We start from the raw sequence: 25860 nt of genomic DNA, 5'->3' as shown, positions 1-25860 counted from the left end.
ATTTTTATGATAAGCCTGTTAACACCCACACACTGGAAAGATTACGAGTTGATTGATTGTGGTGATTTTGAAAAATTAGAACGCTTTGGAAATCTGATCTTATGCAGACCTGAACCTCAGGCTGTATGGAAAAAGATGATGTCTGAACAAGAATGGAAAAAATTAACCCATATCAGGTTCAAAGGTCGCTCGGCAACAACCGGCGAATGGACAAAAACCTCCGCACACCTTCCGGATCGCTGGAATGTAAACTATAAAAATGATGAAGTAAGCATCAACCTGCGTTTAGGTTTAACTTCATTCAAACATGTAGGAGTATTCCCTGAGCAAGCAGTAAACTGGGATTATATCTCTTCCTGCGTTAAAAAGTTCAAAACACCAGTACCTAAAGTATTGAATCTTTTCGCTTATACTGGTGCAGCATCATTGATCGCGAAAGCGGCAGGTGCAGATACCACTCACGTAGATTCTATCAAACAAGTGGTGAACTGGGCCAATGAGAACCAGGAACTTTCGAACCTTAAAGATGTGCGCTGGGTAGTAGAAGATGCTTTAAAGTTCGTAAAAAGAGAACTGAAACGCGGTAAAAAATACAATGGTATCATCTTAGATCCTCCAGCATTTGGCCATGGACCAAATGGCGAGAAATGGAAACTGGAAGACCATATTCAAGAGATGATGCAGGATGTAGTACAGTTATTGGATGAAGAAGAACACTTCTTAATCTTAAACACCTACTCTTTAGGATTCTCTTCTGTGATTGTAGAAAACCTGATCAAGACTTCTTTCCCACAGGTTCAAAACCTGGAGACTGGAGAATTGTTCTTACAAGCGACCTCTGGGATTAAATTACCATTGGGTGTTTTCGGAAAATTCAATCATTTCGGCAAATAAACATATCAGCTATAAAAAACAAAGCGTCGGGGCCTAATCCGACGCTTTAAACACACCTAAACCCAAGCAACCCACTTGAGGAATTAGAATTTTCAGCTAACTACAGCCAATTCATTTGCAATAAATCTCCAGTTTTCATCTTCTGGAATACCCGGTTTACGCTTTCCGAAAAACTGAACGATGATTTCACCTTTATCGTCAAAGACTTCAATACTGGTCACGATACCATCTTTTGTTGGCTTTTTAACCAACCAGATCGAATCAATCGCATCCATTCTTAAATGCAGGTTAAAATTAGGATCCAATACATTGAACCAAGGACCTGTTTCTACTAATTTTTTCACCAACCCCGTGTGGATCTGAATACATCCCGCACTACCGGTAAATACCATCATCTGCAGGTCTGTTTCTGAGGCTTTATGTAATATGGATTTCAAAGAATCTAAGGTAATCGAGAAGGCATGACCTTCCGGAGCCAAGCGCAGCGCCTGAGTCCTGGTTACGGTATAGGTTTTCAAAAGACCATGAAAATCATGCGTATCTTCTAATGCCAACCATGCTTTCTGGAAAACTTCCACTTTAATTTCTGCATCTGGCAATTCAGCAACAGGAGCTCTTGCAGCGCTCATGGCTACTGGTGCTTTTTGATCTTCAGCCGTATATTTAGCCACTAGCGCTTCATAAGCAGACTCCAGACTATCTTCCGTCAGGTATATTTTATGTACTGCCTCTCCATCTTTCCCAAAGAATTGCAGACTTTTCCTATTGTTCTCATTTACGGCAAAACCAGAAGCCCATTGGCTCATGAACAACCTTAGGTCAATATCAGGGTTTACGGCAAGGCCCATTGAGCCGCGGAAAGTAACTTTATGATAAACGCCTTTACGTTCATGGACACAATTGTTATTGCGTGTTAAAGCCATTACCTTTCCTAAAGCTTCTACCCCTTGCAGGATTTCAGGGAATTCATCTTTTAAGCGGATGGAGGTATCCCCAACTGTGGTGGCAATTAGCGCTGCTTCGGCAGTGCCTAATGCGCTAGCCGCATCTCTGATTCTTAGTTTAGGGTTTTCAATTTTGAAAGCTTCCCATTGCTGTTTTAAATCTAATGTCTGTTCCATAATTCTTACTTTAATATCGTCGCTGGTACGACCAGCGGACAAGTATAACCTTCACATTCCATCAGTTTTACTTTTATACTGAAGGTTTCGTGTATATTTTCACAATTGATAACCTCTATTGGCAGGCCTTCGGCCACTTTTTTCCCTTGCTTCAGCATCATGATGCGGTCTGCAAAACGGGAGGCAAAATTAATATCATGCAGGATACAAACCACGCAGTAACCGCGGTCTGCCAGTTTCCTGGCCAGCTCCATAATCTGCTGCTGGTATAATAAATCAAGGCCATTGGTGGGTTCATCTAAGAATAAACAGGCATTTGGACTATCGTAAATCTGTGCGATCACCCTCGCCAGCTGCACCCTTTGCTGCTCTCCACCAGAAAGTGTGTTGTAATCTCTGGAAGCCAAATGCGTAATCCCTGTTTCTTCCATCGCCTCGCGGACAATCTTAAAATCTTCTTCGGTAGGCTTTTGCTTAAAATGAGGATAACGACCCATTAATACCAGTTCACTGACCTGAAAAGAAACCGACAAAGTGTTGTGCTGCGACAATACCGCTCGTGTTTTTGCGAGGTCTTCCAGACGGTAATCATTTAAGGCTTTATCATGGATCGAAATCGTTCCTGAAGAAGGGCGGATCTCTTTACAAAGCAATTTCATCAATGTGCTTTTTCCAGCGCCATTAGCTCCTAATATGGCCAGCAACTCTCCTCTATAGGCGTCAAAGCTCAGGTTATCCAATAACTTTTTATTCCCTACCTTAAAACTCAGTTCTCTTACCTTGATCATTTATGGGTTCGTTTTATTTCTTTCCGTAATGATGATATAAATAAATACAGGGGCACCAATCATGGCAGTCAATATACCTATTGGCAATTCTGCCGGTGCAACCACTGTTCTTGCAATCAAATCTGCCAGGGTAAGCAAAGCTGCACCCAGCAATGCCGATCCTGGAATAACCAGGCGATGATCGGCAGTAAACATCATTCTTAAAATATGTGGAATAATCAGCCCGATAAAGGCGATAATTCCTGCCACAGCTACGGAAGCACCAACGGCCATCGTAGCCAGACCAATCACCAGTAATTTTACCACCTTCACATTTACGCCCATATGCATCGCCTGAGCTTCACCCAATGCCAGCGCATTTAAGGATTTAGACAAAAAAGGCAAGCCCAATATCGGGATCAATACAAAAGGCAATAAAGCAGTTACTGTTGGCCAGCTTGCACCGCCTAAACTCCCCAGACTCCAAAATGTAATGTTGCGGAGCTGTGCGTCTGTAGCCATATAAGTTAAGAGTCCTGTAAATGCACCTGCCAGGGCATTGATCGCTATTCCACCCAACAGCAAAGTGGTGATGATGGTTTTTCCGTTTCTCATCGCAATGCGATACACCAGCATAGTGGTTAATGCCGCACCAATAAATGCTGCTACCGACAAAGCGTAAAACCCAAGAACTCCCGTTAATTGTTTAAATATTTTCGTTTCCAGCACGATCATCACGACCGCAAACAGCGTAGCCCCTGAGGAAATACCAATCAATCCGGGTTCTGCCAATGGATTTCTGAAAAGCCCTTGAATAGCAGCACCGGAAATGCCAAGCGCAGCACCAATCAACACCCCCAACATCACCCTTGGCAAGCGCAGGTTTAAAAATACCGCTGCCTGCTGGGACTCAAAATTCTGATGCCCTGAAAGCCCGGTATGGTAAGCGATGATGGACATTAATTCAGAAAAACTGATGGGCACCGCCCCTACACAAGACGAGATGACCATCGTTAAAATTAAAACGAGGGTTAAACTTAAAAGGATATAGCCTGTTTTCCTGATCACTTTATCTTTTCTGCTAATGAGGTTACCGCCTGGCCTAATCGCGGACCAAAACTGGTCAGCATTTCGCCCGGCATGGTCACTACTCTTCTATTTTTTCCTGCATTCGTTTGAGCTACACCCTGCACTTTCAACAGTCCGGGAATACCCCCTAAACTTTCCAGTCCGTCGTCAAATAACAACAGCACATCAGGATTTGCTTTCACCAATGCTTCAGAAGTCAGAGGTTTGTATTCTTCAAATTCAGTAATGGCATTGACACCGCCAGCCATTTCAATCACCTTTTCTACCGGTGTTCCAGTCCCGCCAACCATCATTGTTCCCGTGCCACGGGCATAAATGAACAATACTCTAGGTTTTTTTGTGTTATTGACATGCGCTTGTGCTTCGGCCAATTGCGTTTCAAAAGCTTTGGCCAGTGAATTTGCTTTTGCCGTATACTGAAGGCTGTCTGCCACCGCATGAATCAACTTTTTCGTCCCTTCTGCAGTAAATTCCTGATCGAAAAGGATCAATCGGATTCCTGCTGCTTTAAACTGCGTAGCCAGCTGCGGGCTCATTTCTTTCGCCATGCCGACTACGATATTTGGTTGTAGGGATAACACACCTTCTGCATTAATTCTCCGGTTATGTCCTACTTTAGGCTTGCTTTTCAGGCTCTCCGGGTAATTGCTGGTGATATCTGTCCCTACAATATTTTTCTCCAGACCAAGGCCGGCAACAATCTCAGAAATAGTTCCGTTAAGGGAAACAATTTTGATACTGTCCAGCTGCTGGTTGGCTGTCTTTTTGTCTGCATCGGCATTACAAGCACTCAGTGCCAATACGCCGCAGAACAAAATAATTAGTTTGTATTTCATGTTTTTGTATTTAAAATCTGCTGCGGTAAAAGAAGGATGAGCTTCCGGCATCCACCGGAAGCTTCCTACAACCTAAACTAACCAAATTTTAGCCCTTCTTAACGAGTACATACTCAATCACTGGCTCACCGCGTTTACCGCCATCACCAGCACCCATTGAGATGAATCTCAGTTTATATACATTTCCTGAACCGTCTTTAATGACATAGAAACGATCCGATTTAACTCCTGTTGCCGGACTGGTAGAACGCCAGTCTGAACCAATTACATTACGATCCGCTTTGAAAGTAGTCGTCGCAATGTTGCTTTCTTTATAGTTGGCAAAAGAAACCGTAGTAGTCGCCACTTGTGCTGCCTGAACGCCACCCACATTGTTCACAAAAACAATATCAGAGAATCCGTAAGGATAAGTCGTTGCACCTGCTGCTCCATAATAGATAGACCAGGTCCATACCAGATCCCATTTCGCTTTTGCAGGCTCTACGTTCACTACTTTCGCTACATCGCTGAAATCTACAAACACATAGTTATTTGCGTCATCTTTAACCAGGTCGATCGTTTTGAAAGTGGTTTCTTTCAATTTCGCATATTGTAAAGTATATCCTGTTCCTTTTCTCAGCACACGAATTTTCAATAAGTTGTCTAATGACAATACTGAAGTATGGCTGCCTCCTGAAGGATTCACGATAAATACTTTATTGTCTGCATCAGTCGCAGAAACATTGGCCATCACATCTTTCGTTACATCACCATGTACGTTGTCGATATTTACAAAAGGATGGTCGGTTGCAGATTCAGAGACGCCCAAAGCAATTGCTAAATCATCCAATACCACATCTGATGCAGTTACGGCATTCAAATCAGTTTTACCAGCCAGTTTAATCGCTGAAGTTCCATTGGTATTGTTCAATCTTACGCGGAAGTCAGCTCCAGAAGCAAATCCAAGTACCCATGCATCTCTTTTCACATTGACCATGGAGTTGCTGCTTAAATCAACATACACCGAATTTAATGCACCGCTTCCAGCTTCAGCCCCGAAAATTCCTTTCAGTGTCAATTGAGATCCTTCAGAAGTAATTGAAGAGAAAGCCAATTCTGTTTTCACCAAGCTGCCCATTACTGCAGGACTTCCGGCAGCGCCAATGGTAAAAGCAATGGTTTCTGTCCCATTCAGAATGGCATTGGCTACCTTTTTCACTTTAAATGAAACACTGGTTGAACCAGCTGGGATGCTCAATGTCAATACATTTGCGGTTGCTGCTGGTTCAGTAATATATTCTGTTCCGTAAGTTAATCCAGTTCCCTGAAGGTTAACTGTTACTGCTACAGCAGCATCTGCTGCTCTTGCTAAGTTGATTTTCAAAACTGCTTCAGAAACTGCGGCCTCTAAACCTTGCTTTGCAGCTTCAAAATTGATCGTATTGTCTGGCAATGGCGGATCCGACTTTTTGCAGGATACTGCCGTTGCCATCAGAGAGATCATCAAAAGGAAATGGAAAACTTTTTTCATAATATTCTTATTTTTTTTTGTTTATTTTTTAGCCCAGTTCATCGTTAAGCCCAGGAAATAAGAACGTCCATAGCCGAATGGATTGCTGCCATCATTGGTATGTGCTCCCGCTTCTACACCTGTAGCACGAATCCTTGTGACATCGAATAAGTTTCTGACTCCTCCGTTAAGGCTCAGGTATTTGTTAATGGTTTTATTTAAAGTCAGGTCTGCAATATGAAACGCAGCCATTTTCGACAATCTTGCAGTGGTACCGCTGGTTCCCTGGCTCAAGATATAAGTCGATTTCTTCCCTGTGAACTTATAGAACAAGCTGATATTGGTGTTGATTTTTGGCAGCAGATAAGATATATTGGAATTGATTTCCGGTGTCCACACAAAGTTCGGGGTATCACCAAATTGTTCTTTCTCTTCCGAATACAAATTATATTGCCCGATATAAGCGAAGCCTAAACTGGCTTGTAAACCTTTCCAGTATAAAGTATTGTTCCACTCTCCGCCTGTCGTTTTATTCTTAGCGATGTTGAGGTAGGTATTTACATTCGTAGTCCCCTCCACTAGTCCTAAATCAATCTTGTTTTTATAGTCGTTGAAAAAACCACTTACAATCGTGTTGAATCGCAGATCAGGAGAAGTTTTTACTGCCCAGGCAAGAGAGCCATAAAAGCTATTCGAGTATTCAGCTTTCAGGTCCAGGTTCCCGGCCATGTCATGGTTGGTATCTTTATAGTAAAAATAAAGCTCTCTCAGCATTGGCGCTCTAAACCCTCTTGCATAAGAAAGGCGAAGGTCAAGGTCTTTATTCAATCTGATTTTTGAATGCAAGGACGGAATGATTGGCGGCGCTTTATAGATGGAGTTTTTAGTCAGCCTGAAACCAGGTTTCAATTGAATGGCTTCATTTACCTGCCATTGTGTGGATAAGAAAAATGAATAATCATTGATGACCGGTGATCCGCTGATTCTCCCCCCCTGACCAGAATTCCTATTGTATTCAATACCCGGCTGTAAAACCAGTTCCGGTGATATTTGATATTGAGCCGTAGTTCTAAAAAATACCGTAGCCAATTCATCCAGATCCTGTGAACCCAATTCTGTTGATAAGGTTTCTTTTCCTGTAGCCAGTTCCAAATCTGTGGATAAAGTCCGGCGACTATAATCTGTATAGGCCGCAGCAGCATCGATGCTCAGTTTATCGTTTACAAATACAGATCCCTGCAATTGGTGGAACCAACGTTTAGAAATGTATTCTTTATCGGATACCCTTGGTGAATTGGTAATCGGGCCTAAAAGTTTTAAACTTTCGTCGGCTCCGTTGAAACGATACCATACATCGAATTTCTCATTTTTATATCCGGCAGCAGCCGAGGTCAGCCATTGATTTTTAGGCAGCCATTCTTGCTCGCGGCCAATCTTATGACCTTGCCAGCCACCAAAATTATTACGGCTGCCGGAAGCTGCCACATTCCAGCCGTTTTTCTGCCAGTTGAAGCCCAGAAATTCATTGTGTGTTCCTTTGCCGTCAAAGGCATCATATTCTTTACCCGCAGTTTCTTCCTGAACTCTGGCGGTTACTGAAAAATGATCTTGTCCGCGGCTTTTGGTAATGATATTGATCACTCCTGCCATGGCGTCAGTGCCATAAATCACAGACATAGGACCTTCCAAAATTTCTATACGCTCAACGGTATTGACATCAATCTGTCCTAAACTTTCTTTACCTGTACCACGATCCATCATCGGAACCCCATCCAGCAGGACTTTAATCCCTGCACCAGACATGCCCATCAAGTCTGGACTGCTGATTCCGGTTGGCCGATCGGTCGTAAAACGAATGCCCAATTCGGTACTTAATATATTTTTCAACTCTGTTGCCCCACGTAAACGAATCATTTCACTGCTGATCGTTCGAACATTATAGACAGAATTTCGTAGAGATTGTGGTTCGTACTGACCAGTAATCACCACTTCATGGAGTTCATAAGAATTTTCTTTTAAGCTGACTGCAGGAGTTTCCTGCTGCAGATTCCCTGTTACCGTAACTGGCTGTTCTATTTGTTTTTTTGTGGCTGTTTGAAAAACCAAAACTTGCGCCCCCTGCGGAGAAAAGATTTTAAAATTTCCTTCCGCATTGGTATAAGCGATACTTTTCAAGCCTTTGATAAAAACCAAGACATTTCCTGCTGGCTTGCCATCTGCTGTATTTACTTTTCCAGAGATAAATCCGCCTCTTTCCTGAGCATTAACTGTAATGAAGGGAAAAAGAAGTAAAATTGGCAACAGCAGCAATCGTTTCATTGTTTAATTATTTAGAATGATTTTAAATAGCACTGCAAGTATAAGGACTTATTTAGAATTATTCCAAATATTATTTAGAATAATTCTAATAAACATTAGAAATAATAGGACCTTGCTTTACTAAACTGCTTTTTTATTACTTTAAAGAGTGTTATACTTGTAACAATATTTATCTTTAAAAAACAATTACCTTTATATGAAAATACCTCAGTTAGCAGGAAGAGTTTTGATAGGAATGGCATCGCTAGGTGTATTCATCAGCTGCACTTCTGACGCAAAAAAAACGAACGATAAGACGAAGACGGTTACTGCCAATGGAGATACCGTAGCTACCCCAGAGCCTGAAATAGGCTCAGTACGTGAACCGGTAGACACTGCAAAATATAATGCCCTGATCCGTAAAATGGCCAATGGCGATACTACAGGAAACTGGGGACTAAAAAAAGGCCCGTATCCATTAGCTGGTGCCATCCTGCCATTTAAACGTATTGTGGTTTATTACGGAAACTTACACTCTAAAAAAATGGGTGCTTTAGGTGAGTATGCCCCTAAAGAAATGTGGAGCCGCTTAAATAAGGAAGTAAAACACTGGGAAAAGGCAGATCCAAGTACGCCGGTACAGCCAGGTGTGCATTACATTGCTTCTGTAGCAAGTGGTACACCAGGAAAAGACGGAATGTACATCAACCGTATGGGTGATAAACAGATCGACTCCGTTCTGGCCATTGCTAAAATGCAGAATGCAATTGTATTTTTAGATATTCAGGTAGGCTTAAGCAGCATTCAGAAAGAATTGCCAAGATTAGAAAAATACCTGCAGATGCCTCAGGTACATTTAGGTATTGATCCGGAATTCTCCATGAAAGATGGCAGCAAACCAGGAAAGAAAATTGGCACTTATGATGCTGCAGACATTAACTATGTGTCAGAATACCTGGCTAATCTGGTAAAAAAATACAACCTTCCTCCTAAAGTATTTGTGGTTCACCGCTTCACCCGTAAAATGGTGACGAACTATAAAAACATTAAACTTCGTCCGGAAGTTCAAATCGTGATGCACATGGATGGATGGGGTGAACCAGATCTTAAAATCGGAACTTACCGCCACTTTATCTTCCCTGAACCAGTTCAGTTTACCGGATTTAAATTGTTCTATAAAAATGACTTGAAAAAAGCACCGAACAGATTAATGACTCCTGAAGAGTTATTGAAACTTAAACCAGTGCCGCTTTACATACAATACCAATAATAGCACTGTGCTATACTCATATAAAAAAAGGAGATCCAATGGATCTCCTTTTTTTATGCCAGGCATTTAATTTCGACCAGCTCAAGATCAAAAAGATTAAGAAAATACCTATTTTAAGAAATGTATATTCTTTAAGAAAAAGAAAAAACAAGATATGAGCAGTTCATTAAAACATTAAGCTGGCTAAGTTTTTAGGATTGTCTAGTTTGGTACTTTTTCTTTTTCCGTTTACGGTAACATGGATCATGTTAGACTGGGATTCATGCTCAGCAAAGAGCAGATCATTTTTAACCTCGATGTTTTTAATGGTTGGAATGGCAGGACTTTCAAAATAACACCAGGCGGCATCTTCTTCGATCTCATAACCCAGGTACTTAAAACTCAAAGTTTGCTGATTGACTTTAATCTGCAGGTGCTTCCTGATATAATCGGCCAGAAGTAAATCCACTTTTTTACGATCTGTGGGCTTCAAAATATTTACCTTCTCTTTATACTGATGATCCAGCGCTTTTTCAAAGTCGTCAAAGAACACACGTACACTGATTTGCAGCACTTTTGATTTGGGATCCTGTGTAATCTCCGTTACACTTACGTAAAACGGATGAAAAATAGGTAACAGATAAATCAATAGAATATTCAACATAGCCCTCTGGATGCCCTGAAATTAAAAAAATGTGTGTATAATTAATTCGAAATTACGAATTCAATTCACAATGCAAGATTTTTGGCTTTATTTCCAGTTAGGCTGGCAACACATTTTAGACTGGCAAGGATACGACCATATCCTTTTTGTGGTGGTACTTTGCGTCACCTACGCCCTCAGCGACTGGAAGAAAGTCCTAATTTTAGTAACCGCTTTTACCATTGGCCACAGCATTACCCTCGCTTTAAGCGTTTTTAAAGTCGTCAGTTTACACACTCCATTGATTGAATTCCTTATTCCTGTAACCATTCTGATTACTGCGGCAGGCAATATTTTAAACAAAAGACCCAAAAAAGGAGGAACAAATTTCAAATACTTGCTGGCTTTATTTTTCGGCCTCATCCATGGACTAGGCTTCTCCAATTACCTGAAAAGTTTGCTTGGGAAAAGCAGCAACATTGTCCCTGAGCTTTTGGCTTTTAATCTTGGATTGGAATTTGGTCAGGTAATCATTGTCATCGGAATTCTTCTATTTTCCGCGATCCTCATTGGCGTATTCAAAATTAAACGCTGGGATTGGACTTTCTTTGTTTCATCTGCTATATTTGGTATCTCCTTTATCATGGCTGCAGAACGCTTTTCCGCTGCCTTTTAAATCGGGAAGAATAATATATCACAGCACCAATTTTAACCAAACCACCACCTCAAGAATAACTAATGAAAAGAAATTTACTCCTGCTTGCTTTACTCGTTATCGGTTTCAACAGCAATGCACAATATTTGAACAATCCGGGATCCAATCACGGCAACAAGTTTGAGCAGCTAGGAACGATCATTTCTGATCCAAATTCTTACCGTTCCGCTTCCGGAGCTCCCGGACCAGCTTATTGGCAGCAACGTGCCGATTATGAAATCAATGCAGAACTGGATGAAAAAAACCTACGCCTGAAAGGTTCAGAATCTATTACTTATTACAACAATTCCCCTGATCCGCTCAGCTATTTATGGGTGCAGCTGGATGAAAATGAACATAAATCTACCAGTGATAACAAGCTGACGGAAACCAGCAAGATCAGCAATCAAATGAATTTCGAGGACCTGGCAGGCATCATCAACAGTCCTAATGAATTGGGGGTAAAAATTATCAGTGTGACCGATGAAAAAGGAACCAAACTTCCTTATACCATCAACAATACCATGATGAGGATTGACCTTCCAACTGTGCTTCAGCCTAAAGGAAAATACAAACTAAAGATTTCCTGGACTTATAACATTTCCAACCGGATGACTGTTCATGGCAGAGGTGGTTATGAATACTTCCCGGAAGACGACAATTACCTTTTCACCATCACCCAATGGTTCCCAAGAATGGCGGTTTATTCCGATTACCAGGGCTGGCAAAACAAACAATTCGAAGGAAGAGGAGAATTTGCATTGGTATTTGGAAACTATAAAGTAAACATGACTGTTCCTGCCGACCATGTGGTGGGTGCCACAGGCGAATGTCAGAATTACGCACAAGTACTTAGCAGCAGCAGTTTAAAGCGATGGAATGCTGCTCAAACTGCAAAATCTCCTGTAGAAATTGTAGACCTGAAAGAGGCAAAATCTGCTTTAGCTAAAAAAGCAACCAATACAAAGACATGGACTTACCTGGCAGAAAACGTTAGGGATTTTGCCTGGGTATCTTCCCGTAGGTTAATCTGGGATGCAATGGCTACCACCATCAATGGTAAAAAAATCATGTCTATGTCGTATTATGGCCCGGAAGCTTATCCGCTTTACAGCAAATACTCGACTAAAGTAATTGACCATACGCTGAAAGTATACTCGAAACATACCATCCCCTATCCTTATCCCGTAGCGATTTCTGTGGAGGCGGCTAACGGCATGGAATACCCGATGATCTGCTTCAATCACGGTCGCGCGGAAAAAGATGGCACCTATACAGAATCAACGAAATATGGGATGATCGGGGTGATTATCCATGAAGTTGGGCATAATTTTTTTCCAATGATTGTAAATTCAGACGAGCGCCAATGGTCATGGATGGATGAAGGATTAAATACTTTTTGCCAGTATCTGGCGGAACAGGAATGGGACAACAATTATCCATCGCAGCGTGGTCCGGCACATAAAATCGTCGATTATATGAAAATGCCTAAAGATCAGCTGGAGCCAATCATGACCAATTCTGAAAACATCATCAACTTTGGGCCTAATGCCTATGCAAAACCGGCAACCGCATTAAATATCCTTAGAGAGACAGTGATGGGCAGAGAGCTGTTCGACTATGCCTTTAAAGAATACGCGAAAAGATGGGCTTTTAAACACCCTACACCGGCTGATTTGTTCCGCACGATGGAAGATGCTTCGGCAGTAGATCTGGATTGGTTCTGGAGAGGCTGGTTTTTTGGAACAGATCCAGTTGATATTGCCTTAAATGAGGTCCGCTATTACCGAATGGACAGCAAAAAACAGTCTTTAGAAAATAAAGAAGATCAAAAGTCTTATGAAAAAAATAATGACAACATCAGCAGAGGCCGAAACAGAAAAGAAGGTATAAAATTCGCAGTAGAACAGGACACCAGCTTAATGGATTTTTACAACAAATTTGACCGTTTTGAAGTCAGCAAAACCGCAGATGAGCAATTCCAAAAATACTACGGTTCACTATCTGCAGAAGAGCAAAAACTGTACGAAAGCAAAAAGAACTTTTATGAATTATCATTTTCAAATGAAGGCGGACTAGTGATGCCGATTATCATTGAATGGACTTTTAAAGATGGCAGCAAGGAGATTGACCGGATTCCTGCGTATATCTGGAGAAAGAATGAAAACCAGGTGACTAAGGTTTTTGCAAAAGACAAGGACGTGATCTCGGTTCAGCTTGACCCTTACCGTGAAACGGCCGATATAGACGAGAATAATAACTCCTGGCCAAGAAAAGCGCAGCCATCCAGGTTTGAGCTGTTCAAACAGCAGCAAGCTCCTAGAGGCAGTTCAACAGGAGGCAACCCGATGCAGCAAGCCCAACAAAAATAAAGCATAGCGTATCACCTATAAAAAGAGGAGCCCATAAAGTATACAACTTTATGGGCTCATTTTATTTATGATTTTTGATCAGTCCTGATCGCTCAAAAGGATTTAAAACAAATCCAACTGATCTCTATTCGTGATCTCTAAAGGAACTTTCTTAGCATTCCATGCTTTCTTAGGCTTTTCTGTTTCTGCCGGTGCTACTGCTGTGTTTGCCTGAGCAGCTGCTGATTCCTCCTCAGCTGGCGGTACAATTGCCTGCTTCGGTTTCTCCACATCCGCAGCAGCAGGCTTAACAGCCTCTTTTGCAGGGACATTAAAAGGCTTTTTTAACACTGGCTTTTCTTTATTCTCCACAGCCTTATCCACAGAGTTATCCACATTTGAATGTGGAATATCTTCTTTTACCAACAGTTTCTCCACAAAAGGTGCTACTGAGGCATTTTCTTCCAATGCCAGCTTCTTAGTTTTCGGCTTTGTTTCTTTTATTGGAGCTGCTGCTGGTATGTTTTCTACCACAGGTTCGTTTTCAGCTGCCTTTTCGGGTGCTGCTGCAATTTCCTCAGCCTGCACTGGAATTTCCGGGCTAGGTGGTGCTGGATCATCATCACCATCCTGATCGTCAGCATCTGTTTCACCATCTTCAGTTTCGTCATCATTTTCTCCGCTGTTTTCCACAGCTGCTTTTTCATTCGCTGATGCTGCATCTTCCGTCTCTTCCTCCGAATCCTCTTCTGTACTGGTATCCGCTTTTCCTAGTTCTTCTAATTCTTCTTCTTCATGGTTGAAGATCTCGATGTGCTGAACGTCATGCTGAGTTAAACGATTTCCATTTGCACGAATCCCTTTCAGGTCAATAAATTCAGAAAGCAGGATTTCCAAGGTCTCTGGTGTCTGCGTTTTACCTTTTAACACATCCACCTTCAATATCGCCTCAGGATTACTGGTCAAGTAGAGGAACTTGGAGCCATTTTCTTCGGAGATCAGACTGAGTTTTTTACCTACTCCAATCGGTTCGAAAACAAAGCGTTTCACGAAATGGTTCTTCGCTTTGCCTTCATATTGAACTACCGTAAATGGTTTTTCAGCATCATACTTTTGAATCAGGATCAAATCCGCATCAAAGTGATTGGTCAAATCAAAAGTACTCAGCTCGTACCAGCCGTCTTTATGTACCTGCAGGATTTTATCATCTCCATCAAACTCGCCGAGGTATTTACCTCTGCCGTCAACGTTTAACCTTCTCAAAAGTTCGTCATACCAGATTTTCAATCCAGATAAGGTAGAAACACCTTTACTTTTCAGCAAGACCTTTTTGATTGGATATTTAGAAACAATATTTCCTTGTGAACCACGTCCTTTGATCGCGATTTCCGCAAAGTCCAGGTCGAACTGCAGTTTCTTTAATTTCGTATGCGGTTTCAACATCACCGTTACGATTTCCGCTTCTCCGTTAGGATTAGGCGTAAAATAAAGCACTTTAGAACCTTTACTGCCTTTCGTCAGGTCGTATTCTTTATCACGGGTAATGCCGACTACCGCGAAACGTTTCACGTAAGAAATACCACTCGCTCCATCTTTATAGATCAGGTTGTAAATCGTCCGCTCGTCGCCTTTTTTAAACACTTGTGCGTGTAAGATTCCTTTGCCCACAAATGTTTTATCAGCTACCTTGGTAATGATGCATTTTCCATCTTCCCTGAATACGATCACTTCGTCAATATCCGAACAATCGGCTATAAACTCATCTTTACGTAAACCGGTACCGATGAAACCGTCTTCTCTGTTCAGGTACAGCTTCACATTGGCCAAAGCCACTTTGGAAGCTTCTACCCTATCGAATAAACGGATTTCTGTTTTTCTTTCTCTTCCTTTGCCGTATTTATCCAATAATCGCTGGAACCAGGCAATGGCATAATCTGTTAAATGGCGAAGGTGATTTTTCACCACTTTAATCTCATCCGCCAGGGCCTGCATCTGATCATCCGCTTTCTTCACATCGAAGCGTGTGATGCTGCTCATCGGTTTATCGATCAGCTTTTTGAAATCTTCCGGCAGGATCACCCTGTAAAGCTGTGGCGTAAAAGGTTCGAACAACCTGTTCAATACCTCTACTACTGTATCAAAGTTACTGGAGTTCTCATACTCCGCATTTTTATACATTCCCTCCTGAATAAAGATTTTCAGCAATGAGCTGAAGAAAATCTTCTCCTGAAGTTCGTTTAATTTAATTTCTAATTCCAGTTTCAGTAAAGCCTTTGTATTTTGTGTATTCTCAATTAGAATATCGTTTACACTCAGGAAATGAGGTTTATCTCCTTTAATGATACAGGTATTTGGAGAGATCGAGACTTCGCAGGAAGTAAAAGCATAGAGCGCATCAATCGTCACATCTGGTGAGATACCAGGGGCAAGTTGTACCACAATCTCCACATGAGCGGCAGTATTGTCTTCAATCTTTTTGATTTTGATCTTTCCTTTATCATTTGCAGAGAGAATACTGTCAATTACAGAACCGGTAGTGGTGCTGAATGGAATCTCTGTGATGACTAAGGTTTTCTTATCTTTTTCTGTGATTTTGGCTCTCACTCTCACTTTACCACCACGCATACCTTCATTATAGGCAGAAAAATCGGCCATTCCACCAGTAAAGAAATCTGGCAATATATTTGGGCGCTGACCTCTTAAAACTTCTATTGAAGCTTCCAGCAATTCGATAAAATTGTGAGGCATTACCTTCGTTGCCAAACCAACCGCAATACCTTCTGCTCCTTGAGCCAACAGCAAAGGGAACTTTACAGGTAAAGTAACGGGTTCATTGTTACGACCGTCATAACTCAACTGCCATACCGTAGTATCTCCATTAAAAACAACTTCATTGGCAAATTTCGATAAACGTGCTTCGATATAACGAGGTGCCGCAGCACTGTCGCCAGTAATTGGATCACCCCAGTTACCCTGACAATCAATCAGCAGGTCTTTTTGCCCAATCTGCACCATGGCATCACCAATCGAAGCATCCCCATGCGGGTGATACTTCATCGTATTCCCAATCACATTGGCTGCTTTATTAAAACGGCCATCGTCCATCTCTTTCAAAGAGTGTAAAATACGTCTCTGAACTGGCTTCAAACCGTCATTAATGTGTGGTACGGCCCGATCTAGGATCACATAAGAAGCATAATCCAGGAACCAATTTTCATAAAGTCCATTGATAGGAATTACGGTGTGTTTGCTCTCTTCGTTTATGTTTTTTTCTATTTCGTCGCTCATCAAGAATGGATTGTATGCTGTAAATATAAGAGTTGAATTATACTGAAAGTCGCGATTCCACAAATGCGAAAGGCATCAGATTTTTCACCCCTTTAACTTTTAAAATTTCGCCGTTAATGCAATAAAACAAGATTTCAATCTCCTGATTTTGTCGCTGTTCGAATTCTGCCATGACCTGTAAACAGCCGCCACAGCAAGTCACCGGTTTTTCGATGACAAAGTTATCAGTTTTTGCGGTAATTGCCATACTTTCAATCACTGCATTCGGATCTTCTGAACCGATTGCAAATAATGCTACTCTCTCTGCGCACAATCCCGAAGGATAAGCTACATTCTCCTGGTTACTGCCCAGTACCACTCTTCCACCTTTTAACTGTAATGCTGTTCCTACTTTGAATCCGGAATACGGAGAATATGACGTTTTCAAGGCTTCCTCGGCCTTTAAGCACAATGCTCGATCTTTTTCGTTTAACTCTTCCATTCCCTTAAATGACTGGTAGCTGATTGTGAAGTTTCTTTCTTCCATGGGCTAAACATACAAATTTCGGAATTATACTGAACATCAAATTTTAACCGCCTTCATAAACAATTTTATTATATTGATTGTACTTATAGAGATAACGCTCCCGAATCTGCTTGGTGGCATGGTTTTAGTTAACCAATAATACTGCAAACTATCAATTTAAGTCAATTGAATAAATATATACGTAAAAGTCTTAAAGTCGTTCTATGGATTATCGCCAGCATCATTTTGCTCGTGGTCCTGCTTACGATTTCACTAAACATTCCTGCTGTTCAGAACTTTGTAAAAAACCAGGCGATCAGCTATTTAAAAAACAAGACCAAGACGGAGGTGAGTCTGGAAAGTATCCATATTGCCTTCCCAAAGGACATTGTATTGAACAAGTTTTATCTGGAAGACCGAAAAGGCGACACCTTATTGTACGCGCAGAAATTGGCAGTCGACCTGAACCTGTTCAAAATATTGAACAATAAAGTAGAAATTAATAATATTTCCTTAGAAAAAATCAGAGCAAATGTGACCCGGATTAATCCGGATACCACATTCAATTTCTCCTTTTTAGTAGACGCATTCATGTCTGATCAGAATAAACCGGAAGATCAGGTGGAAAAAGACACGACCTCTACCCTAAAATTTTCGGTCAGCAAAATCAGTCTGGAGGATATTGGAATTGTTTACCGTGATGATGTGGCAGGAAATGAGATGAAACTTAATCTTGGTGAATTTAAAACCGACATTAAGGACTTTGATATGGATCAGCAGCGCTATATAATCAAATCCCTTTCCCTAAAAAATACCGATTTAAAATACGCACAGCGGAAACCGCTCACAGTATTAAAAGCACAGCTAGAACAAAGTATCGATACGGCAAAAACGGAATCAGGAAAACTTCCTTTAGTCGAGATCCAGGATTTCGGCTTTAACAATGTGAAGATTAATTTTGAAGACCAGGTATCGCAGATGAATGCAGATGTAAACCTGAATAAGGTAGTATTGACACAGTTGATTGCCGATCTAACCCATAATAAATATAACATTGCCACTGGAAAAATTAACAATTCTACGGTAGATTATAAAGCCTCCGCTACGCAGATGAAGGCAAAAGTAAACCTGAAAGAATTCTCCATTAATAAACTGATGGCAGATTTGACGAAAAGCAATTACCAGTTGGAAGAGGCTACGTTAAACAACTCTGATGTGCTTTTTGCGTTTAAACCTGCATCACCGTCAAAAGCATCATCCACTGGAAAACCTGGAACAGCCGGAAAGGACGGCGCAGCTTCAGCTGAATCAGCCCCAATTTCATTACTTTTAAGCAAGCTAAACCTTTCAAAAAACAACATACAGTATGACGACCTTAGCGCCAAGCCGACCAAAGGCATGGACTTTGGCCATCTAAAAATCCGCGATCTGGATGTAATAGCAGAGGGTTTAAGTTACAGTCCCAAAGGCATCAAAGTGAAGGTAAAAAAAGGCTTTATGAAAGAGAAAAGCGGCTTCCAGTTATCAAGACTTCAAGGGGACATTTCTTATACTGACCAGGCGATTTATGTTAAAAACTTTATCTTAAAAACACCGAATACTTCCGTTGAAAATGCGACTTCATTGACGTATACCTCAATGGACGACCTGACGAAACATCCGGAAAGGGTAAAAATCAACCTAGTGGTTAAAAATTCTACTATCGGTTTAAAAGACGCCGGTTATTTTTCTGAGGCTATCCCTGCCGCTTATAGGAATGAAAAGTTAAAGATCGATGGCAGTGTGAATGGTTATATGAATAACCTGAACATCCCACGTTTCCAGGCGACTGGTTTAAAAAACACCAAAATCGACCTCAATGGTAAAATCAGAGGATTGCCGGATATGAACAAGCTGTACGCAGACTTAAATATTAAGCAGTTTTCAATGACCAAACAAGACCTGATGGTGGTGATCCCGAAGGGCACATTACCGACTAATATAGAACTGCCAAATACGATTCAGGCCAACGGTAAGTTTACAGGTTCCCTAACCAATTTCAATACCGGATTTAATATCAATACGGATATGGGATCGGCCAAATTACTGGCTAATATGAAAGGGCCGAAAGGAAAAGAACAATATACTGCAGATATCAACCTGAACAATTTCAATGTTGGAAAGCTGCTAAAACAACAAGCACAGCTGGGTAGAATCACGGTTAAAGCGCATATCAATGGAACTGGCTTAGATCCAAAAACTGCTGCCGTTAAAATCAATGGGCAAGTGCTGAGCGCTGTTTACAACAAATACACTTATAAAAACCTGAGTTTGAATGGTACTTATGCGCAGCAGGAGTTGAACCTGAAAAGCAAAATGGCCGACAGTAACCTGAATTTCAACCTGACTGCGGCCGTAAATATTGCAGGTAAATATCCTGCCGTAAAAGCGCAGATGGACTTGACACAGGTAGATCTTAAAGCGTTGAACTTTAGTCCGACGGAATTTAAAGTTGCCGGATCGATAGATGCAGACTTGAGCTCGGCGGATGTCGATTACCTGAATGGCGACGTCTTTATCAAAGGTTTACAAGTAGTAAAAGATGGTGCAAAATTTAACGTGGATACTATTCAGCTTCATGCAGAAACTACTGCAGAAAAAAGCTTGCTGACCTTAAAATCAGAGCTGATGAGCGCCCGCATCGACGGAAAGTATCAATTGACCAATCTGGCTACCGCGGTCACCAATCAAATCAATAAATACTATCAATTTGGAGAAGTAAAACAGATTCCTGATCAGCGGATTCGCTTCTTTGCCAAAATTTACAACCCTAAATTTATACAGAATTTTGTGCCTTCGCTGACCACCTTCTCCCCTTCCTATATCTACGGATTGCTGGATACGAAGAAAGACAGCTTAGCAATGAAAGCCTGGGTTCCTCATGTAGTTTATGGTGATTACAAGGTCGACAGCACAAAATTGAGCATTGACAATACAGACCAGAAAATCAATTATAAGCTGACCGTAAAAAGCCTGCAAAGCTCCTCGATTAATCTCTACAATACAGAGGTAAGCGGAGATGCAGTAAACGATCACTTAGGCGTTAACATTTATTTAAGAGACAGTAAGCTGAAAGATAAATACCAGCTGGGTGGTACTTTCCAATCGATCAATAAAGATTTCCGCTTTAGTCTGGACCCTCAGAAACTGCTGTTGAACTACCAGAAATGGTTAGTGGCGCCAGACAATTACATTCAGTTTGGACAATCCGGCATCATGGCCAGGAATTTTGATATCAGCAGAAATAACCAGCTCCTGAGTGTAAACAGTGTGAGTAATGAGCCTAATGCACCATTAAAAGTGTTGTTCAAAGATTTCAAAATCGAGACATTAACCCAGTTTGCAGAACAGGATAGTACTTTAGTTGGTGGTTCAATCAATGGTACGGTAGATGCAAAAGACCTGATGGGCACACCGAAGTTTGAAGCTAACCTGACTATTGATCAATTGCGCTATCAGAAAGACCAGTTGGGTACTTTACGCCTGGCCGTCAATAACAATACAGAAAATGCATTTGAAACGAATATCTCCTTATCTGGTGTTCATGAGCTTAGGGCAAATGGCTTCTACTATACCGCCCCTGAAAGTGCTTTAGATTTAACGTTACACGTCGATAAGATTGACCTGAAACAGCTGGAAAGTGTTTCTATGGGTCAGATTAAAAATGGTTCTGGAACGATCAGCGGGGAAATGTCAGTTAGGGGTGCTTTAACAGCACCTGTCATCCGTGGTGAAGTGAAATTTAACCAGGCTGCATTTACTGCTACCTACGTGAATTCTTATTTCAGAATGCCAAATGAAACCATCAGCTTCAATGAGGAAGGGATTAAATTCAACAACTTTACAGTATTGGATTCCTTAAATCAGCCGTTAAAAGTGAATGGAATGGTGTATACAAAAACCTATACAGATTTCCGTTTTGGATTGGACATTTCTGCAAATAATTTCAGGCTGATGAATTCAACGGAAGCCGATAATGACATGATTTATGGTAAAGTGTTTGTCACCACCCGTGCCTTTAAAATACGGGGAGATCTAAATCAGCCACAGATCAATATCGCGATGTCTGTTAACAAAGGAACCAAATTCTTCTTTGCCATGCCAAGTTCAGATCCTTCAATTATAGATCAGGAAGGCGTGGTTCAATTTATAGATGAGAGTGCACCACCATTTAATGGCAAAATGGCATTGTCAAGCGCAGCAGATAGCATCAATAAAGCACCAATCCAGGGCATCAATCTGAGTGTAGATATAGAAATGGATAAAGAAGCGGAGTTTAACGTTGTGGTTGACCCTTCTAATGGTGATATGCTGAAGGTAAAAGGAGAAGGTACTTTAAATGCGACGATGGATCCAAGTGGCAAGATCAGTATGACCGGCAGGTATGAATTGAGCGGTGGATCATACAAACTTTCTGTCGGCGGTCTTGCAACCAGAGAATTTAAAATCCAACAAGGCAGCAGTATTGTTTGGACCGGCGAACCGACGTCGGCAAATGTGGACATCACGGCATTGTATGAGGTAAATGCCCCTGCAATTGATCTAGTTGCTAATGAGGTGGATGATGCGACAAGAATTCAATCCAAACAGAAATTCCCGTTCCAGGTATACCTGATGATTGATGGAGAAATTATGAAACCGATCATCAGTTTCAAGCTGGACTTGCCAGAAAATGAACGTGGAATTATAGGTGGGCGTGTGTATACAAAACTACAGCAGGTAAATGCCAATGAGAGTGAATTGAATAAACAGGTATTTGCTTTACTGGCACTGGAACGCTTTGTAGCGGACAATCCATTCCAAAGTTTAGCAGGAAGCGGCAATGGATTGGTAGCCAATTATGCGCGTCAGAGTGTGAGTAAGCTATTGACACAGCAATTGAACAACCTGGCTTCCGACCTGATTAAAGGAGTAGATGTGAATTTTGGACTGAATACTTCGGAGGATTATTCAACCGGAAAATTAGAGAACCGTACCGAGTTGGAAATTGGTTTATCTAAAAAACTTTTGGACGACAGACTGACGGTAACGGTCGGTAGTTCTTTTGGATTAGAAGGAGGTTCAGGTCAGAATAATGAAAATGCCAGCAACATTGCCGGAAACGTCAATATAGAATATTTACTCTCTAAAGATGGACGTTATCGCCTCCGCGCCTACAGAAGGAACCAGACGGAAGGGATAATTGAAGGTCAGATTATAGAAACCGGTTTAGGTTTCGCATTGGTAGTAGATTACAATAAATTCAGTGAGATCTTTAGAAGATTTAAAGATAGAAGAACGATTAAAAAAGAACAGAAGCCCAAAAATGAGAAAGCGAATTAGACCTTTATTTTTTATGAGTCTTTGCCTGGTATTTTCTGCCTGCAGCAACATTAAATACCTGCCGGCTGGCCAGAATTTATATACAGGTGCGACGGTAAGGATCAACCCGGATTCTACAGGAAAGATTGCTGAGGAAAAAGATGTGAAGGGAGTTTTGGAGGCTAAAACCAGGCCAATCCCAAATAAATCATTTTTGGGATTAAAAATAAAATTATACATCTATAACCTGGCTGGCGAACCTAAAAAGCAAAAAGGGATCCGTTATTGGCTGCGCAATAAAGTGGGAGAACCACCAGTATTGCAAAGTCAGGTAAAAATCCCTTATAACAATGCCGTGCTGACCAGCTATTTAATTAGTCAGGGATATTTACAGGCAAAAGTAACCGGAGATACGATCGTAAAAAACAGAAGAGCTAAAGCACTATATACTGCTGAAACTGGTGATAGGTATCAAATTAATAAGGTAAATTTTCCGACAGACAGCTCGGGAATTGCCGCAATCATCCGAACAAATGCTTCAAAAAGTTTACTTAAACCAGGTAATTTTTATGACTTTGAGGTGTTCAAAGCGGAGCGAGAACGTATTGATGACGACCTGAAGCAAAGTGGCTATTTTTACTTTAATCCAGATTATCTGATTCTTCAGGTAGACAGTACAATTGGCAAGCACAATGTAAATATCTTTTTAAAAGTAAAAGAGATTACCCCAAATGCAGCATTGAAACCTTATACCATTAATGACATCACCATTTACCCTAATTACTCCTTAAGGTTTGATTCTTTAATCCGAGGCAGCAAACCGGTACTTTATAAAGATTTCATCATTAAAGATCCAAGGAATACTTTTAAACTAGGTGTATTTGATCGCCTTGTATTTTTCCATAAAGGGGAGTTATACAACCGTCAAAACCATAATCAGTCCTTGAATAGAATGGTCAACATTGGTACATTTAAGGTGGTGAAAGCAGATTTTCTACCAGTAGACAGCTTTAAAAACAACCAGCTGGATGTGAATTTCTACCTCACACCCTTAAAGAAAAACTCACTGTCCTTCCAGGTGATCGGGACCAGTAAGTCTAACAACTTTGTGGGATCAGAAGTGAAGATCACGCAAACGACCAGAAATGTGTTTCGTGGCGCCGAGCAATTGGAAATTAGTGCCAGCGGTGGTTTCGAACAGCAAATCCGAGGATCTCAACAAGCACAGGGTAATTCCTACTCCTTAACCGGACAGGCGAAACTGATTTTCCCACGCTTCCTGCTGCCGTTTTTCAAGTTCAACAGCACAAACGCTTTCATTCCAAAAACCAATATTCTCACCTCTTATCAGATTCTCAACAGAAAAGACTACAGCTTAAATGCCATCAAGGCTGAGTTTGGTTACGATTGGAAAGAGAACATTTATAAAGAGCATATTTTCAACCCAATCTCGATCAATTATGTAAGGTCTAATGTAAAAGACACCACGATATTTGCTAGTAGCCCTTCTTTAAGAAGCAGCTTAGAGAATCAGTTTATCATTGGCTTAAATTATAATTTCACCTATAATGACCAGGTGAATCAAAACAAAAGAAATAACATATATTTCTCTGCCGATCTGGAAACCTCAGGTACTTTATTTGGCCTATTCGCCCCTAAAGACGATGCTGGAAAAAGATCTATATTTGGTACTGCCTTATCTCAGTTTATCAGGCTGGAAGGAGATTTAAGAAACTATTATAAAGTCAACAAAAAGGTAACCTGGGCCAATCGTTTAAATGTAGGTATGGGTTACGCGTATGGAAATAGTAAAGCACTCCCTTTTGTTCGTCAGTTTTTTGCGGGAGGAAGCAGTGATATCCGCGCTTATGGATCAAGGTTATTGGGACCAGGTACTTATCAGGTACCTGACACCCTAAAGTTCAGAGATCAGGGCGGTGACATTAAAGTCATGCTGAATTCTGAACTTCGTTTCAAAATTGTGAGTATGCTTTATGGCGCAGCATTTATTGATGCAGGAAATATCTGGCTGAGGAAAAACGATCCGGACAGACCGGGCGGGCAATTTAAATTTAACAGTTTCTTAAATCAGATGGCTGTAGGTACAGGTGCCGGATTAAGGGTAGATGCTTCCTTCTTTGTTATTCGCCTGGATCTGGCCTTCCCTATCAGGCGACCTGATTTACCTACCGGACCGGCATGGGTGATCAAAGACATCGATTTTGGCAGCAGTACCTGGAGAAAACAAAATTTAACATTTAACCTGGGTATTGGTTACCCATTCTAACAGCAAAATGAATTTTATCAAAAAAACCATCGCCTTTCTTAAAGCCACAGGCCACCTATTTATTGCCGCCGGAAAAGGCTTTATGGAAGACCGGGTGATGAAACTAAGTGCTGCCCTTGCCTATTATACCATATTCTCTTTAACGCCATTGATCATTATTGTGCTTTCTGCAGCCAGCTTATTTTTAGGTGATACCGCAGATATCGGGACCATCAACCCCGGAGAAAAGTTCTTTGCCGAGATTGGTGACATGGTAGGTAAAGATGCCGCCAATCAATTGAGAAGCTTTGTGAACAATGCCAATTATAGTGGAAAGAGTACTTTGGGATTGATCATCGGAATCGGTACTTTAATCATCGGTGCTACTGCGGTTTTCATTGAGATTCAAGACAGCATCAACCTGATCTGGAAGGTAAAAGCAGTCCCTAAAAAAGGATGGAAAAAACTCATTGTAAATAGATTGCTTTCTTTCTCACTGATTGCTTCCCTAGGCTTTCTAATGCTGGTCTCTTTAGTGGTGAACAGTGTAGTGGTGGGCCTCGGACATAAGATCGCCAATTATATCAACATCGCAGAAGTTTCTGAACTGATGATGTTGATTGTTACCAATGCAATCACACTGGCCGTGGTGACCAGTATCTTTGCCATTATATTTAAGGTCTTGCCAGATGTGGAACTGAAATGGAAACCGGCCATTATTGGTGCCCTGTTTACCGCCCTGCTGTTTGGCATCGGTAAATATCTCATCGGGATTTACATAGAAGTGGGCAATCCAGCTTCGGCATTTGGTGCCGCTGGATCGATCATCGTGATTCTATTATGGATTTATTATACCGCAATTATCCTTTATTTTGGAGCTGAATTTACACAAGCTTATGCGGAAAAATATGATACTGGAATTAAACCCAGCAAATATGCAGTGCATACTAAAGTAGTAGTGGTGGAAAAAGAAGTGACTGCTTTGCCTCCGCAGCATCCTGAGGATACGGTTCATTTAAAGAAGGGGTAG

At 41.2% G+C, this 25860-nt stretch carries 16 protein-coding genes; 7 read left to right on the top strand and 9 right to left on the bottom strand.

What is annotated here, in order from left to right:
* Nucleotides 1-6: 6 nt before the first annotated feature.
* Nucleotides 7-894: a class I SAM-dependent methyltransferase gene (locus H9X96_RS18650; protein WP_187667731.1), complete on the top strand. Its 888-nt coding sequence runs from the start codon at nt 7-9 to the stop codon at nt 892-894.
* 92 nt (nt 895-986) lie between these two features.
* Here H9X96_RS18650 and H9X96_RS18645 read toward each other — a convergent pair whose 3' ends face one another.
* The 6 genes from H9X96_RS18645 to H9X96_RS18620 form a co-directional block, all read right to left on the bottom strand.
* The gene (locus H9X96_RS18645; protein ID WP_187667730.1) at nt 987-2015 is read right to left on the bottom strand and encodes a hemin-degrading factor; all 1029 of its coding nucleotides are present in this window, start codon (nt 2013-2015) and stop codon (nt 987-989) included.
* Between the two features lie 5 nt (nt 2016-2020).
* Nucleotides 2021-2803, bottom strand: coding sequence for a heme ABC transporter ATP-binding protein (locus H9X96_RS18640; protein ID WP_187667729.1), 783 nt, complete (start codon nt 2801-2803; stop codon nt 2021-2023).
* Nucleotides 2804-3793, bottom strand: coding sequence for an iron ABC transporter permease (locus H9X96_RS18635; RefSeq protein WP_187667728.1), 990 nt, complete (start codon nt 3791-3793; stop codon nt 2804-2806).
* Nucleotides 3794-3846: 53 nt separating this feature from the next.
* Nucleotides 3847-4707 carry a hemin ABC transporter substrate-binding protein gene (locus tag H9X96_RS18630; protein ID WP_187667727.1) on the bottom strand — a complete coding sequence of 287 codons (861 nt, stop codon included), beginning with the start codon at nt 4705-4707 and terminating at the stop codon, nt 3847-3849.
* Between the two features lie 88 nt (nt 4708-4795).
* Nucleotides 4796-6217 carry an HmuY family protein gene (locus H9X96_RS18625; protein ID WP_187667726.1) on the bottom strand — a complete coding sequence of 474 codons (1422 nt, stop codon included), beginning with the start codon at nt 6215-6217 and terminating at the stop codon, nt 4796-4798.
* Between the two features lie 21 nt (nt 6218-6238).
* A complete protein-coding gene (locus H9X96_RS18620; RefSeq protein WP_187667725.1) occupies nt 6239-8515 on the bottom strand; it encodes a TonB-dependent receptor in 2277 nt (758 codons plus the stop codon).
* Between the two features lie 196 nt (nt 8516-8711).
* Here H9X96_RS18620 and H9X96_RS18615 point away from each other — a divergent pair, with 196 nt between their 5' ends.
* Nucleotides 8712-9764 (top strand): hypothetical protein, encoded by a 1053-nt coding sequence (locus H9X96_RS18615; RefSeq protein WP_187667724.1) that lies wholly within the window; start codon nt 8712-8714, stop codon nt 9762-9764.
* A 166-nt stretch (nt 9765-9930) separates the two neighbouring features.
* Here the strand turns inward: H9X96_RS18615 and H9X96_RS18610 are convergent, their stop codons facing one another.
* Nucleotides 9931-10407, bottom strand: coding sequence for a DUF6702 family protein (locus H9X96_RS18610; protein ID WP_187667723.1), 477 nt, complete (start codon nt 10405-10407; stop codon nt 9931-9933).
* Nucleotides 10408-10477: 70 nt separating this feature from the next.
* Between H9X96_RS18610 and H9X96_RS18605 the strand changes: the two genes are divergently transcribed.
* Entirely contained in the window at nt 10478-11062 is a 585-nt protein-coding gene (locus H9X96_RS18605) for a HupE/UreJ family protein (protein WP_187667722.1), read from the top strand.
* Nucleotides 11063-11124: 62 nt separating this feature from the next.
* Entirely contained in the window at nt 11125-13452 is a 2328-nt protein-coding gene (locus H9X96_RS18600) for a M1 family metallopeptidase (RefSeq protein ID WP_187667721.1), read from the top strand.
* Between the two features lie 102 nt (nt 13453-13554).
* Here H9X96_RS18600 and H9X96_RS18595 read toward each other — a convergent pair whose 3' ends face one another.
* Complete coding sequence (locus tag H9X96_RS18595; protein ID WP_187667720.1) at nt 13555-16719, bottom strand: DNA gyrase/topoisomerase IV subunit A; 3165 nt, start codon at nt 16717-16719, stop codon at nt 13555-13557.
* Between the two features lie 37 nt (nt 16720-16756).
* On the bottom strand, nt 16757-17245 hold the full coding sequence (locus tag H9X96_RS18590) for a cytidine deaminase (RefSeq protein WP_187667719.1): 489 nt from the start codon (nt 17243-17245) through the stop codon (nt 16757-16759).
* 165 nt (nt 17246-17410) lie between these two features.
* On the opposite strand from H9X96_RS18590, the gene H9X96_RS18585 reads away from it, so the two are divergent.
* Genes H9X96_RS18585 through H9X96_RS18575 form a run of 3 tightly spaced genes read left to right on the top strand, consistent with a single transcriptional unit; the run spans nt 17411 to nt 25860 of the window.
* Complete coding sequence (locus H9X96_RS18585) at nt 17411-22585, top strand: translocation/assembly module TamB (RefSeq protein ID WP_187667718.1); 5175 nt, start codon at nt 17411-17413, stop codon at nt 22583-22585.
* Nucleotides 22569-24851: a BamA/TamA family outer membrane protein gene (locus tag H9X96_RS18580; protein WP_187667717.1), complete on the top strand. Its 2283-nt coding sequence runs from the start codon at nt 22569-22571 to the stop codon at nt 24849-24851. The genes H9X96_RS18585 and H9X96_RS18580 overlap by 17 nt, the downstream gene beginning before the upstream one ends.
* Nucleotides 24852-24858: 7 nt before the next feature.
* On the top strand, nt 24859-25860 hold the full coding sequence (locus H9X96_RS18575) for a YihY/virulence factor BrkB family protein (protein ID WP_187667716.1): 1002 nt from the start codon (nt 24859-24861) through the stop codon (nt 25858-25860).

Source organism: Pedobacter sp. N36a (genome assembly GCF_014472395.1).
Lineage (GTDB): Bacteria > Bacteroidota > Bacteroidia > Sphingobacteriales > Sphingobacteriaceae > Pedobacter.
Note: the sequence above shows the minus strand (reverse complement) of the source record. Positions and strands in the feature narration are given on the sequence as shown.

What these genes read in the sequence shown, in the direction of transcription:
- H9X96_RS18580 (WP_187667717.1), top strand. Translation starts at nt 22,569, where the DNA reads ATGAGAAAGCGAATTAGACCTTTATTTTTTATGAGTCTTTGCCTGGTA.
- H9X96_RS18620 (WP_187667725.1), bottom strand. Translation starts at nt 8,515, where the DNA reads ATGAAACGATTGCTGCTGTTGCCAATTTTACTTCTTTTTCCCTTCATT.
- H9X96_RS18610 (WP_187667723.1), bottom strand. Translation starts at nt 10,407, where the DNA reads ATGTTGAATATTCTATTGATTTATCTGTTACCTATTTTTCATCCGTTT.
- H9X96_RS18650 (WP_187667731.1), top strand. Translation starts at nt 7, where the DNA reads ATGATAAGCCTGTTAACACCCACACACTGGAAAGATTACGAGTTGATT.
- H9X96_RS18575 (WP_187667716.1), top strand. Translation starts at nt 24,859, where the DNA reads ATGAATTTTATCAAAAAAACCATCGCCTTTCTTAAAGCCACAGGCCAC.
- H9X96_RS18635 (WP_187667728.1), bottom strand. Translation starts at nt 3,793, where the DNA reads ATGGTCATCTCGTCTTGTGTAGGGGCGGTGCCCATCAGTTTTTCTGAA.
- H9X96_RS18605 (WP_187667722.1), top strand. Translation starts at nt 10,478, where the DNA reads ATGCAAGATTTTTGGCTTTATTTCCAGTTAGGCTGGCAACACATTTTA.
- H9X96_RS18600 (WP_187667721.1), top strand. Translation starts at nt 11,125, where the DNA reads ATGAAAAGAAATTTACTCCTGCTTGCTTTACTCGTTATCGGTTTCAAC.
- H9X96_RS18590 (WP_187667719.1), bottom strand. Translation starts at nt 17,245, where the DNA reads ATGGAAGAAAGAAACTTCACAATCAGCTACCAGTCATTTAAGGGAATG.
- H9X96_RS18625 (WP_187667726.1), bottom strand. Translation starts at nt 6,217, where the DNA reads ATGAAAAAAGTTTTCCATTTCCTTTTGATGATCTCTCTGATGGCAACG.
- H9X96_RS18615 (WP_187667724.1), top strand. Translation starts at nt 8,712, where the DNA reads ATGAAAATACCTCAGTTAGCAGGAAGAGTTTTGATAGGAATGGCATCG.
- H9X96_RS18645 (WP_187667730.1), bottom strand. Translation starts at nt 2,015, where the DNA reads ATGGAACAGACATTAGATTTAAAACAGCAATGGGAAGCTTTCAAAATT.
- H9X96_RS18630 (WP_187667727.1), bottom strand. Translation starts at nt 4,707, where the DNA reads ATGAAATACAAACTAATTATTTTGTTCTGCGGCGTATTGGCACTGAGT.
- H9X96_RS18595 (WP_187667720.1), bottom strand. Translation starts at nt 16,719, where the DNA reads ATGAGCGACGAAATAGAAAAAAACATAAACGAAGAGAGCAAACACACC.
- H9X96_RS18640 (WP_187667729.1), bottom strand. Translation starts at nt 2,803, where the DNA reads ATGATCAAGGTAAGAGAACTGAGTTTTAAGGTAGGGAATAAAAAGTTA.